The 11,972-nt window shown below is 75.2% G+C and carries 15 protein-coding genes and 1 tRNA gene; 8 read left to right on the top strand and 8 right to left on the bottom strand.

Annotated elements, in window-relative coordinates; translation table 11 throughout:
- Nucleotides 1-57 precede the first annotated feature (57 nt).
- The 6 genes from CHC04_RS22295 (at nucleotide 58) to CHC04_RS22320 (ending at nucleotide 5,632) form a co-directional block, all read left to right on the top strand.
- A complete protein-coding gene (locus tag CHC04_RS22295) occupies nucleotides 58-1,563 on the top strand; it encodes a mannitol dehydrogenase family protein (protein ID WP_089406149.1) in 1,506 nt (501 codons plus the stop codon).
- Nucleotides 1,560-2,291, top strand: coding sequence for an HAD family hydrolase (locus CHC04_RS22300; protein WP_089406150.1), 732 nt, complete (start codon nucleotides 1,560-1,562; stop codon nucleotides 2,289-2,291). Before CHC04_RS22295 ends, CHC04_RS22300 begins: the two co-directional genes overlap by 4 nt.
- 78 nt (nucleotides 2,292-2,369) lie before the next feature.
- On the top strand, nucleotides 2,370-3,311 hold the full coding sequence (locus CHC04_RS22305) for a 3-hydroxyacyl-CoA dehydrogenase NAD-binding domain-containing protein (RefSeq protein WP_089406151.1): 942 nt from the start codon (nucleotides 2,370-2,372) through the stop codon (nucleotides 3,309-3,311).
- Complete coding sequence (locus tag CHC04_RS22310) at nucleotides 3,311-4,048, top strand: acetoacetate decarboxylase (protein WP_089406152.1); 738 nt, start codon at nucleotides 3,311-3,313, stop codon at nucleotides 4,046-4,048. The genes CHC04_RS22305 and CHC04_RS22310 overlap by 1 nt, the downstream gene beginning before the upstream one ends.
- 14 nt (nucleotides 4,049-4,062) lie before the next feature.
- Nucleotides 4,063-5,286 carry a CaiB/BaiF CoA transferase family protein gene (locus CHC04_RS22315; RefSeq protein WP_089406153.1) on the top strand — a complete coding sequence of 408 codons (1,224 nt, stop codon included), beginning with the start codon at nucleotides 4,063-4,065 and terminating at the stop codon, nucleotides 5,284-5,286.
- A gap of 97 nt (nucleotides 5,287-5,383) precedes the next feature.
- Nucleotides 5,384-5,632 carry a hypothetical protein gene (locus tag CHC04_RS22320; protein WP_089406173.1) on the top strand — a complete coding sequence of 83 codons (249 nt, stop codon included), beginning with the start codon at nucleotides 5,384-5,386 and terminating at the stop codon, nucleotides 5,630-5,632.
- Nucleotides 5,633-5,669: 37 nt separating this feature from the next.
- Here the strand turns inward: CHC04_RS22320 and CHC04_RS22325 are convergent, their stop codons facing one another.
- The 4 genes from CHC04_RS22325 to CHC04_RS22340 all read right to left on the bottom strand — a co-directional run bounded on the left by CHC04_RS22325 (nucleotide 5,670) and on the right by CHC04_RS22340 (nucleotide 8,796).
- Entirely contained in the window at nucleotides 5,670-5,951 is a 282-nt protein-coding gene (locus tag CHC04_RS22325) for a ubiquitin-like small modifier protein 1 (RefSeq protein WP_089406174.1), read from the bottom strand.
- Nucleotides 5,948-7,030, bottom strand: coding sequence for a WD40/YVTN/BNR-like repeat-containing protein (locus CHC04_RS22330; protein ID WP_089406154.1), 1,083 nt, complete (start codon nucleotides 7,028-7,030; stop codon nucleotides 5,948-5,950). Before CHC04_RS22330 ends, CHC04_RS22325 begins: the two co-directional genes overlap by 4 nt.
- An 84-nt stretch (nucleotides 7,031-7,114) precedes the next feature.
- On the bottom strand, nucleotides 7,115-7,528 hold the full coding sequence (locus CHC04_RS22335; protein ID WP_089406155.1) for a hypothetical protein: 414 nt from the start codon (nucleotides 7,526-7,528) through the stop codon (nucleotides 7,115-7,117).
- Between the two features lie 62 nt (nucleotides 7,529-7,590).
- Nucleotides 7,591-8,796, bottom strand: coding sequence for a L,D-transpeptidase (locus CHC04_RS22340; protein WP_245817665.1), 1,206 nt, complete (start codon nucleotides 8,794-8,796; stop codon nucleotides 7,591-7,593).
- Nucleotides 8,797-8,970: 174 nt separating this feature from the next.
- On the opposite strand from CHC04_RS22340, the gene CHC04_RS22345 reads away from it, so the two are divergent.
- Nucleotides 8,971-9,046, top strand: a tRNA-Lys gene (locus CHC04_RS22345).
- Between the two features lie 97 nt (nucleotides 9,047-9,143).
- Here CHC04_RS22345 and CHC04_RS22350 read toward each other — a convergent pair.
- Nucleotides 9,144-9,341: a hypothetical protein gene (locus CHC04_RS22350; protein WP_141233891.1), complete on the bottom strand. Its 198-nt coding sequence runs from the start codon at nucleotides 9,339-9,341 to the stop codon at nucleotides 9,144-9,146.
- A 29-nt stretch (nucleotides 9,342-9,370) separates the two neighbouring features.
- Nucleotides 9,371-9,751, bottom strand: coding sequence for a hypothetical protein (locus CHC04_RS22355; protein ID WP_089406157.1), 381 nt, complete (start codon nucleotides 9,749-9,751; stop codon nucleotides 9,371-9,373).
- 142 nt (nucleotides 9,752-9,893) lie between these two features.
- On the opposite strand from CHC04_RS22355, the gene CHC04_RS22360 reads away from it, so the two are divergent.
- Complete coding sequence (locus CHC04_RS22360; protein ID WP_089406158.1) at nucleotides 9,894-10,457, top strand: dihydrofolate reductase family protein; 564 nt, start codon at nucleotides 9,894-9,896, stop codon at nucleotides 10,455-10,457.
- Nucleotides 10,458-10,727: 270 nt separating this feature from the next.
- On the opposite strand, the gene CHC04_RS22365 is transcribed toward CHC04_RS22360, so the two are convergent.
- Complete coding sequence (locus CHC04_RS22365; protein ID WP_089406159.1) at nucleotides 10,728-11,333, bottom strand: dihydrofolate reductase family protein; 606 nt, start codon at nucleotides 11,331-11,333, stop codon at nucleotides 10,728-10,730.
- A gap of 330 nt (nucleotides 11,334-11,663) precedes the next feature.
- On the bottom strand, nucleotides 11,664-11,972 hold a 309-nt coding region (locus CHC04_RS22375; RefSeq protein ID WP_141233892.1), incomplete at its 5' end, for a transposase.

Consider the following 11,972-nt stretch of genomic DNA (forward strand, 5'->3'; position numbering starts at 1 on the left):
GGGGCGGTCACGGGTGAGCAGCCACCCCGGGCCGCCCCTCCATCCCGAGAGATCCCGATGACGTCTGCCCCCACCCGGGCCGCGGCTTCCGCCGTCCCCCTGTCCGACCGGACCCTCGCCGACCTCCCGACCGAGGTCTCCGTCCCCTCCTACGACCGGGCCGCGCTGCGTCCCGGGATCGTGCACATCGGCGTCGGCGGCTTCCACCGCGCTCACCAGGCCGTCTACCTCGACGAGCTCGCCCGCCGGGGCGAGACCGGCTGGGGCGTGGTCGGCGTCGGCCTGCACAGCCGCGAGATCGGCGAGGTCCTCGCCGGCCAGGACCGGCTCTGGACCGTGGTCGAGCGGGCCGCCGACGGCGACCGCGCCACCGTCGTCGGCGCGCTGACCCGGTACCTGTACGCCCCGGACGACCCGGAGGCGGTGCTCGCGGCGCTCGCCGACGAGGGCACTCGCGTGGTGACGCTGACGATCACCGGTACCGGCTACCGCATCGACGCGCACAGCGGCGAGTTCGACGCCGACGACCCCCACGTCGCCCGCGACCTGGAGGACCCCGGCACCCCCGAGACGGTCTTCGGCTACCTCGTCGAGGCGCTGCACCGGCGCCGGGAGGCCGGCCTGCCGCCCTTCACGGTGCTCTCCTGCGACAACATGCAGTCCAACGGCGCGGCGGCCCGCACGGCGGTGGTGTCCTTCGCGCGGCTGCGCGACGAGGACCTCGCCGACTGGATCGACGCGCACGTCGCCTTCCCCAGCAGCATGGTCGACCGGATCACCCCGAACACCAGCCCGGAGGACCGCGACGCCATCGCCGAGGCGACCGGCGTCGACGACCGGTGGCCGGTCGTCACCGAGCCGTTCCGCCAGTGGGTGGTCGAGGACTCCTTCTGCAACGGGCGGCCCCCGCTGGAGGAGGTCGGCGTCCAGCTCGTCGAGGACGTGGCCCCCTACGAGACGGTGAAGACGCGGCTGCTCAACGCCGGGCACAGCGCGATCGCCTACCTGGGCTACCTCGCCGGCCTCCGGACGACGGACGAGGTCCTCGCCGACCCGGTGTTCCGCACGTTCCTCACCCGGCTCATGGCCGAGGAGATCGCCCCGCACCTGCCCGAGGTCCCCGGCGTCGACCTCGACGAGTACCAGGCGACGCTGCTCGACCGGCTGGCCAACCCCCGGATGGCCGACCAGCTGGCGCGGCTGTCCCGGCGGGGCTCGACGAAGATCCCCAGCTACCTGCTGCCGTCGGTGCGGGCGGCGATGGACGCCGGCACCCCGCACCAGCTGCTGTGCGTCGCCGTGGCCGGCTGGCTGCGGTTCCTCCGCGGGCACGACTACGCCGGCGAGGAGGTGCCGATCCAGGGCCCGCGCACCGACCTGGTGCCGGTCGCGCAGGAGGCCGGCAGCGACGCCGCACCGCTGCTGTCGGAGGAGTCGGTCTTCGACCACGTCGGCCGCGACCCCCGCTTCGCCGAGTGCGTGCAGCGGGCGCTGTCGGCCCTCGAGCGGCAGGGCCCGCGCGAGGTCGTCGAGGAGTTCCTGGCCGAGGGTGGGGACGCGTGAGCGCCCCCACCCTCGACCCGGCCGCGGTGACCACGCTGCTGTGCGACGCCGACGGCACGCTGTTCCCCTCCGAGGAACCGGCCTACGCCGCGTCCGCCGACGTCACCAACCGGTTCCTCGCCGGGCTGGGGGCCGACCGGGCCTTCGCCCCGGAGGAGCTGCAGCGCATGACCAACGGCAAGAACTTCCGGGCCGCCGCCGCCGAGCTCGCCACCGGTTACGGCCGGGAGCTCACCCGCGCCGACCTCGAGGACTGGGTGCTCGAGGAGAAGGACGTCGTCACCGCGCACCTGCGCACCGTCCTGCGGCCCGACCCCGCCGTGCGCGGACCGCTGGAGCGCCTGGCCGGCCGGTTCGCGCTGGCGGCGGTCACCTCCAGCGCGTCCTCGCGGCTGGCCGCCTGCCTCGAGGTGACCGGCCTCGAGGCGCTGTTCGACCCCGGCCGCCGGTTCAGCGCGGAGGACTCGCTGACCGAGCCGACCAGCAAGCCCGACCCGGCCGTGTACGTCTACGCCGGCGCCACCATCGGGGTCGGCCCGGCCGAGGCGGTCGCCGTGGAGGACTCGGTGAACGGCGCCCGTTCGGCGGTCGCCGCGGGGTTCCCGACGATCGGGCTGCTGCAGTTCGTGCCCGAGGCCGACCGGCGCGACCGCACCGGGGCACTGCACGAGGCCGGGGTCGCGGTGGTCGCCGGGTCGTGGTCGGAGGTGGAGCAGCTGCTGCGCTGAGACGTGACCTGGGTCGCATCTCGTGGCCGGGTGTGTTCCGATGCCCGCGGGGATCGGACGAGGACACCGGGAGCGCACGTGGACCCGAGCCAGGGCACCGTCGCGGTCATCGGGGCCGGCACCATCGGGCTCTCGTGGGCGGCGCTGTTCGCCGCCCACGGGCGCACCGTCCGCGTGCAGGACCCGCGGCCCGACGTCGGTCCCGAGGTGGTGGCGGCGGTGCGCCACCACACCCGGCTGCAGCCGCGGGCCGGGGACCCCGAGGAGCTGCTGACTCGCATCGCGGTGGTCGCCGACGTCGAGGCCGCGGTCACCGGCGCCGACGTCGTCCAGGAGAACGCCCCCGAGCGGCTGCCGCTCAAGCAGGAGCTGTTCGCCCGGATCGAGGCCGCCGCACCGGAGCGGGCGCTGATCGCCTCGTCGACGTCGGCGCTCATGCCCAGCGACCTGGCCCGGGAGATGCGCACCCCGGAGCGGTTGGTGGTCGGCCACCCGTTCAACCCGCCGGAGGTGCTGCCGCTGGTCGAGGTGGTGCCCGGCGAGCGGACCGCGCCGTGGGCGGTGGAGGCGGCGGTCGCCTTCTACCGCTCGGTGGGCAGGAAGCCGGTGGTCCTGCACCGGGAGATCGGCGGCTTCGTCGCCAACCGCCTGCAGTCGACCCTCTTCCGCGAGTGCGTGTGGCTGGTGTCCCAGGGGGTGGTGAGCGCCGCGGAGCTCGACGAGATCGTCACCGAGTCCATCGGCGTCCGGTGGGCGACGGCCGGCCCGTTCGAGAGCTTCCACCTCGGCGGTGGACCGGGCGGCATGCGGCACTTCCTCGAGCACCTGGGCCCGGGCATGGCGCGGCGCTGGAAGGTCGTCGAGCAGCCCGAGCTCGACGAGGCGACCGTCGAGCTGGTCAGCAACCAGGTGGAGGAGCGCTTCGCCGGGCGCACCTACGAGCAGCTCACCGAGGCCCGCGACCGCGCCCAGCTGGCGGTCATCCGGGCGCGGGACGCCGCGCGCGACGGCGAGGGCTGATGGACGCCGACGAGGTCCGCCGGCAGTCGACGACGCCGCTCGGCGCGCCCGCCTACCCGGCCGGGCGCTACCGGTTCACCGGCCGCGAGTACCTCAACATCCTGTACCGCACCGACGTCGAGGCGATGCGGCGCGTGGTGCCCGAGCCGCTCACGGTCGGCGACCCGCTGGTCAAGTTCGAGGTCATGCGGATGCCCGACGTCACCGGGCTGGGGTCCTTCACCGAGTCCGGGCAGGTGCTGCAGGTCCAGTACGAGGGCGAGAGCGCCGACTACCTGCACGCGATGTACGTCGACAGCCTGGCCTCGATCGCCAGCGGCCGGGAGATCAGCGCGTTCCCGAAGAAGTCGGGGACGCCCCGCCTCTACGTCGACTCCGACACCCTCGTCGGCACCCTCGACTACGGGACGCTGCGGGTGGCCACCGCGACCATGGGCTACAAGCACGCGCCGATGAGCGACGAGGACGCCGTCGCCGAGATCGGCCGGCCCACCTTCGGCCTGAAGATGCTGCCCGGGTACGACCGGCGGCCACGGATCCTGGAGCTGGTGCGCAGCCAGATCACCGACATCACCGTCCGCGGGGCCTGGACCGGCCCGGCGCGGCTGCAGCTGTTCGAGCACGCGCTCGCGCCGCTCGCCGACCTGCCGGTGCGCGAGATCGTCTCGGCCAGCCACCTCCTCACCGACCTCACCCTGGGCCGGGCGAGCCCGGTCTTCGACTACCTGCAGGACTGAAGGGGGAGCAGGCAGTGACCGCACCGCTGGCGGGCGTGCGCGTGGTCGAGGTGGCCAACTGGATGGCCGCTCCGGGTGCCGCCGCGCTGATGGCCGACATGGGCGCCGACGTCGTCAAGGTCGAGCCGCTGCGGGGCGACGCCATGCGCGGGGCCACCCGGCAGCCGCACGTCCCCGAGGGGCAGGACCCGGTCGACGCCGCCTTCGAGATGGACAACCGCGGCAAGCGCAGCATCGCCGTCGCGATCAACGAGGCACGGGGTGCCGACCTGGTGCGCCGGCTGGCCACCGGCGCCGACGTGTTCCTCTGCAACCTGCTGCCCGCCCGGCAGGCGCGCTTCGGCCTGGACGCGGCGACCCTGCACGGCCTCAACCCGCGTCTGGTGCACGCCACCCTCACCGGCTACGGCCCCGCCGGACCCGACGCGACCCGCCCCGGCTACGACCTCACCGCCTTCTTCGGCCGCGGCGCCGTCCTCGACGCGATGAGCGAGCCGGGCAACCCCGCGCCGCCCCGGCTCCGCCCGGCCCAGGGCGACCACGTCGCCGCGCTGGCCCTCTTCGGCGGCGTGCTCGCCGCGCTGCGCGTGGTCGAGGCCACCGGGGAGGGGCAGGTGGTCGACGTCAGCCTGCTCGGGTCGGCCGCGTGGACGATGTCCAGCGACCTGTCGGCCACCCTCGTCGACGGGGTCACGCCCACGCCGCAGGGCCGCGTCGCCCGGCCGCACGCCCTGCACGGCGGGTTCCGCTGCGCCGACCGCCGCTGGATCCTGCTGTTCATGCCCGAGCCGCACTGGTGGCCGCCGTTCTGCGAGGCGGTGGGCCACCCGGAGTGGGTCGCGGACGAGCGCTTCGCCGACCGTGCCGCCCGCGCGGCGAACATGCCGGAGCTGACCCGGCTGATGGACGAGGCCTTCGCCACCCGGCCGCTGCCCGAGTGGGGCGCGATCTTCGACGAGCGGGGCTTCATCTGGGGACCGGCGTCCACCGTCGCGGAGTTCGCCGCCGACGAGCAGGCCGCCGCCGATGGGCTGTTCCCCGAGATCGGCGACGCGTCCGGGCGGCGCTTCCGCACCGTCCGCGCGCCCCTGCGGCTGCGGGGTGCCGACGTCGGGCCGCGCGGGCGCGCGCCGCGGGTGGGCGAGCACACCGCCGCCGTCCTCACCGGTCTCGGGGTCGGGGCGGACGACCTCGCCGCCCTGGTGCGCGACGGCGTCGTCGCGGGGCCTGCGGCCTGAGGGCCGGGTGGTGCGGGTGGGGCGGCCGTGGCCGGCCGTGGCGGACACGCGGCGGCCGGTGCTCGTCCGATCCCCCCACGCCTCGGACGCTGGCGCCATGACGACGACCGCCTACTCCTACGGGACAGCCCACGCCGTCGTGATGGTGGGCTCGGTCGGCTCGCCCGACGGGCTCCAGCCGCGGCAGATCGGGCCGGCGCACGCCACCATCGGCCGGGTCCAGGGCCGCAGCCGCAAGTCCCTGTGCGGCTCCTACGTCGCCGTCGACGACGAGACGGTCTGGCCGCCGGAGGGCTACGAGGACCACCAGCTGTGCCCGGAGTGCGCCGAGCTCGCCCGCCTCTGACCGCCCGCCTCTGACCGGCCGCTCGGTCCCGGGGCGCTCAGCCCCCGGCCACGGAGGGCAGCACCTCGACGACGGCGCCGTCGCGCACCGCGGTGTGCACGCCGGCCGCGAAGCGCACGTCGTCGCCGTCGACGTAGACGTTGACGAACCGGCGCAGCGCCCCGGACTCGTCGCGGATGCGCCGCTCCAGGACGGGGTGCTCGGCGGCCAGCGCGTCGAGCAGGCCCGCGACCGTCGCCGGCGGCGGGTCGACCCGCAGCCGCCGCCGGCCGCCGGCGAGGTCGGCGAGCACCCCCGGCAGCAGCACCTCGACGCTCACGGCAGCCGGGCCGCGCGCACGCACAGCACGTCGGGCAGGTGGGCGGCGACCCGGGTGAAGGACCCGCCCTCGTCGGCGCTGGCGTAGACGCAGCCGTCGCGGGTGCCTACGTACACCCCGGTCGGCTCGGCCTCGTCGACGCAGACGGCGTCGCGCAGCACCGCCGTCCAGCAGCCGTCGGGCAGCCCGGCGCCGAGCTCGGTCCAGCTCGCCCCGCCGTCGCGGGTCCGGTGGACCCGCAGCCGGCCGCCCGGTGGCGTCCGGTCGGCGTCGGCGACCAGCGGGACGACCCAGGCGGTGCCCGGGGTGCGCGGCGAGGCGGCCACCGGGAACCCGAAGTCGGCGGGCAGCCCGCCGGCGATGGAGGTCCAGGTGCCGCCGGCGTCGTCGGTGCGGAAGACGCCGAAGTGGTTCTGCGCGTACAGCCGGTCGGGGTCCCCGGCGTCGACGGCGACCTTGTGCACGCACTGGCCGTACTCCGGCGGCGGCCCGGGGAGGAACGAGGTGGTGATGCCGGAGTTGCGCGGCTGCCACGTGGAGCCGCCGTCGTCGCTGACGTAGACGCCGCCGGTGCTCATCGCCACCACGACGCGGTCGCCGGTCGGGTGCGGCAGCACGGTGTGCACGGCACCGCCCCCGCCGCCGGGCTCCCAGGTGGGCCGGTGCGGGTGGTCCCACAGTCCCCGGACCAGCCCGAAGCTGCGGCCGCCGTCGTCGCTGCGCCACAGCGAGTGCGGCTCGCAGCCGGCCCAGACGACGCCGGGCCGCGCGGCGACGTCGGGGCGCAGCTGCCAGACCCGGGCCAGCGCGGCGCCGGTGCCGGCCGGGAAGCGGATCGCGCCGTCGTCGGTCTCGTGCCAGCTGCCGCCGAGGTCGTCGGACCAGGTGACCGTGGGCCCCCAGTGCCCGTACTGGACGCCGGCCAGCACGCGCGGCACCGCCTCCCGGGTGTCGACGGCGACCGCGGCGACCTCCTGGGCCACCAGGTGCGGCCCGTCGAGGCGCCAGGTGCGGCGGTCGTCGTCGCTGCGGGCCAGCCACAGCCCCTTGCGCGTGCCGATGGCGATCAGGTCGGCCACGGCGTCCTCCGGTGTCCGGGGGCCCGGCCGGCCCCGCCCACCAGGACCGACCGCGGCGGCGCCCGGAACTGAGCGGTGCCCCGCTCAGCGGCGGGTGGCGCCCCCGGGGCCGTCGCCGGGGACCCCGGCGCGGCCGTCGCGGTCGGCCAGGCCGGGCGCGAGCTTCTCGGCCTCGGCCCGCAGCTTCTCGGCGGCCGACGCGTGCTCCTTCGCCGAGGCCGCCCGCTGGCGGGCCTCCTGCTCGGCCAGGCGGGTGCGCTCCTCGACCTCGGCCCGCTCGCGGCGGGCCCGGGCCGCCTGCTCCTCGGCCAGCGCCTGCTCCTTCTCCGCCTGCGCCCCGCGCAGGCGTGCCTCCTCGAGACGCTCGCGCGCCTCCAGGCGCTGCTGCTCGCGGCGCCGGGCGCCGGCCACCCGGCTGCGCTTGGCCAGGGCCAGCGCGACCAGCGCCAGCACCACCAGCGCGACGACGACGATGAGGACGATCACCCAGGTGTCCACGACGCATCTCCCTCCCGAAGACAGCCGGGAAGTGCCCTGGTCAGGCGGTCAGGAAACGGAGATCACGCGAGCGCGCTGCCGGCCCGCCACTGGTCCCACGGGACCGTCCAGTCGTCGATGTCCGAGGCCAGCGTGCCGGCGCCGGAGTTGACGATCTCGACGACGTCGCCCGGCTGGGAGAAGTCGAAGAACCAGCGGGCGTTCTCCGTCGAGAGGTTGATGCAGCCGTGGGAGACGTTCTCCCGGCCCTGCTGCGCCACCGACCACGGGGCGCCGTGGACGAACTCGCCGCTGTCGGACAGCCGCACGGCCCACTGCACCGGGGTGCGGTAGCCGCCGGGGCTGTCGACCGGCACGCCGTAGGTGCTGGAGTCCATGATCCGCTCGGCGTTGAGCTCGGTGACCACGTGCGGCCCGTTGTAGCTCGGGTTGTCCGGGCTGCCGGCGCTCATCGGGAAGTCCTGCACGAGCTGGTCCCCGTCGAAGACCTGCAGCCGGTGGGTGGCGGCGTCGGCGATCGAGACGTGCCGCGCGCCGACGTGGAAGGAGACCGTGCGGTCCTTCTCGCCGAACACGCCGCCGCCGAGGGGGACACCCTGCAGGTCGGCATCGAGGGTCACGTCGGTCTCGGCGGGCCAGTACTGCGAGGGCCGGAAGTGCACCTCGGTGTCGCTGATCCAGCTCCACACGCCGTCGGTCGGCGTCGAGCTGGTGACCCGCAGGTGGCTCTCGACGGCGGCCTGGTCGGTGACCGGCTGCTCGAAGTAGACGCGGATCGGCATGCCGACACCGACGGTCTGACCGTCCAGCGGGCCGATCGCGGGCGTGGCCAGCGCGTCCGGGACGGCGGTGGTGAAGGTGCTGGTGGCCTCGGCGCGCTCGTCGTCGGCGTTCGTGGCGGAGGCGGTCACGGTGTAGGTGCTGCCGTAGGCCAGCGCCCCGTCGGCCGTCCAGACCTCGGTGCCCTCGGTGTCGCCGTCGGCGACCTGCCCGGGGACCTCGGTGCCGGCGTCGTCGGTCACCGTGACGTCACCCAGCTCGCCGTCGGTGACGGAGATCTCCAGCGGGAGCCCCGGGGCGACGTCGACGGCGCCGTCGGCGGGTGCCAGCTGCAGCCGGGGAGGAGGCGCGTCGGCGGGCGTGGTGGCCGAGGCCGAGGACGAGGAGGCCGAGGCCGAGGCCGAGGAGGACCCCTCGCCGTTCCCCGCGGTGCACCCGCTGAGCAGGGCCAGGACCCCCGCCGTGACCAGCGCCGCTGTCCGTCGCACGCTCGCTGCCCGCCCTTCGTCCCGACCGCCCGCGCCCGGCCGGGCGCGACTCCAACCCGTCCAGTGTCCACGTCCAGGGCGGGCCGTGGCCGTCTGCTCGTCGCGCCCCCGGCGGCGAGCGCCTGCCGGGCGCTGGTATCGTCGTCGCTCGGAACCCGGTCACCCGGGCGACACGCGCCATTAGCTCAATTGGCAGAGCAGCTGACTCTTAATCAGCGGGTTCGGGGTTCGAGTCCCTGATGGCGCACCAGGACGACAGGTCTCTGACCTGCGCGTTCGCTTCCTCCCGAGGCCCGGTCCTGCCGCGCCGCTGCAGTCTCCATCCGTGGTCCGCAGGGGCCCCGCGCTCAGCGCGCGGCCAGGCGGTGGCGCCGGAGCAGCGGGAGCCCGGCGACGAGGGCGCCGGCGCCCACCGAGGCCCGCAGAGCGACACCGGGACCGCCGTGGTCGATCAGGGCGCCCCCGGCGGCCGGGCCGAGGGCGATCCCCGCGAAGACGCTCACGCCGAGCCAGGTGTAGGCCTCGGTCAGGTCCGGGGCCGGCACGACCAGCGGCACCAGCGTGTTGCCCGTGATCAGGGCCGGGGCGTCCGCCGTGCCCCGGCGATCAGCGCCGCATCGACCAGGAGCCAGGTCGGCGCGCCCGCCAGGCCCGCAGCCACCGGCCCGCTCATCGCCGCGGCGTGCGCGAGGACCTGCGGCAGCACGACCGCTCGCTGCCCGTGCACGTCGACCAGGGGCGAGACCTGCGGACCGACGACGCCCTGCGCGACGGAGACCGCACCGGCCAGCAGCCCCGCGACGGCGTCGGACCGGCCGAGCAGCACCTGCAGCAGGACCGACCCCAGGCCGAGCACCGCCTGCGCCGGCCGCACCGGCGTGGCCGACGCACCGAACGCGAACGCGCCGGGCACTCGGAGCACCGCCACGTAGCTCGCCAGCCCGGCAGCGGCCACGCCGCACTCCTCGCTCCGTCGTCCTCCCGCACGCGGCAGCCGCCCGGCGTGGTGGTCGGCCGGCCCTCGGTGTGGCCCACCGATGATTCCTCCGCGTCGTGCCGGTCCGTACGCCGAGCACCGACCCTCGGGAGGCCACGCCATGCGGAGACTGACCGTCGGCATGAACCTGAGCCTGGACGGCTACACCGCCGCGCCCGGCGACGACCTCGGCTGGGGTGTGCCGAGCGACGAGCTGTTCCAGTGGTGGTCCGACCGGGTGGGGGCGACGGGCCTGGCGCTGTACGGGCGCAGACTCTGGGAGGCGATGAACTCCCACTGGCCGACCGCCGACCAGCAGCCTGGCGCCACACCGGCGGAGATCGAGTACGCCCGCCGCTGGCGGGACATGCCGAAGGTGGTGTTCTCCTCGACGACCAGCACGGTCGACGGGAACGCCCGCCTGGTCACCGGCGACGCGGTCACGGAGATCACCCGGCTCAAGGCCGGGGACGGCGGTCCCATGGACGTCGGCGGTGCCACGCTCGCCGCGGCGGCCATGCGGGCGGGGCTGGTCGACGAGTACGCGGTCGTCACCCACCCGGTCCTGATCGGCGGTGGCACGCCGTTCTTCACGGCCCTGGACGCCTGGGTCACCCTGGACCTGGTGGAGACCCGCGAGTTCCCCGGCGGCGTGCTCCTGACCAGGTACGCGACCAGGCACTGAGTGCCCGACGTCGGATCGGCGCGGGCTCGGGCGCCTGAGGACCTCGTGGCGCCGTGCTCCGAGGCGGTGCCCTCGACCGGCGCTGTCCGCGACCGGCGCTGTCAGCGGCCCGGCGCCCGGGGCAGCCGCTCCGATCCCACGCGAGCTCGCGGACGACGCAGGCGGCACGATCGCCGAGCAGGATGGTCAGGCGCTGGGCCGTCTCACGACCGGCCGGCCTCCCGCGGTCCGTACCTCGGGCGACCGGCCGGGCCGGCGGACGGGACGCCGTCACGCGGGGGCGCCGAGCGGCGGGTGCTCGAGCACGCGGGGCTCGTACTCGACCAGCTGGATGCGACCGTCGAAGGTGCGGTGCTCGATCATCTCCAGGGCGACGTCCGGATAGCCGTCGTAGATGCGTTCTGCGCCCGTGGCCCCGGTGATCACCGGGAAGATCCCGACCCGGAAGCGGTCGACGAGTCCGGCTCGCAGCAGGGACCGGCTCAGGCTGAGGCTGCCGATCGTGCTGAGGAGCCCCGAGCCGTCCTCCTTCATGGCGCGGACCGCCTCGACGGCGTCGTCGCGGACGAGCGTGCAGTTGGCCCACGTCAGCGGCTCCTCGAGCGAGGAGGAGAACACCACCTTGGGCGCTCGCGTGAGCTCGTCGACGGACGCCTCCTCCTCGGGCCGGAACTCGTCCTGGCCATCCGGGACCTCGCCGGCGGCGAAGCCCGACATCAGCCGGTAGGTGTTCGCTCCCATCAGGTAGGTGACCTCGGGCTGCTCGCCGAGCCATGCGAGGTACTCCGGGCCCTCGAGGCCCCAGAACCCGGGCCAGCCCTCGCCCGACGCGTAGCCGTCGAGGGAGGTGATGAAGTCGACGAGAAGCTCCGACATGGCGGTGTCCTTTCCTCGGGCGTTCCGAGGAAAGGACCGGCCGGGAGCCGTGAACTCATCGGCCGCGCGGTGGGGCGACCAGGGGACCCACCGGCAGCGTCCCGAGGTCCAGCGGGTGGATCCCGGCACGGAGCAGGTGGGGGTCACCGAGGGGGTCGAGGACCAGCAGACCCGGGACCTGCCCGCCGGGAGGAGGTGCCACGCCGTCCAGGGGTGGCACCTCGGCAGGCCGGTGCCGTCGCCGTCGTGCAGTGGCTGCGCGGACGGCGGCCGGCGGGACTCCCTCCCCGAGCTGCAGCCGGCCTGAGCCGCTAGAGAGTGTCTGACGGTTCACGGGAGCCAGGTGAGTAGCGCGGCGAGGTTGAGCGCGCCGGCGTAGTTGCGGGCATGCTTGTCGTAGCGGGTGGCCAGTCCGCGCCACTGTTTGACCTGGCAGAAGCTGCGTTCGACGACGTTGCGGCGGGCGTAGCGGGCCTTGTTGAAGCCGACCGGGCGGCCACCGGCTGAGCCCTTGCGACGCCGGTTGGCGGCCTGGTCGCTGGGCTGAGCGATGGTGTGCGAGATGCCCCGACGACGGAGGAGTGCCCGGTTGGCGCGGCTGCTGTAGCCCTTGTCGGCGACGAGGTAATCCGGGCAAGT

It is taken from the genome of Geodermatophilus saharensis, from assembly GCF_900188205.1.
Classification (GTDB): domain Bacteria; phylum Actinomycetota; class Actinomycetes; order Mycobacteriales; family Geodermatophilaceae; genus Geodermatophilus; species Geodermatophilus saharensis.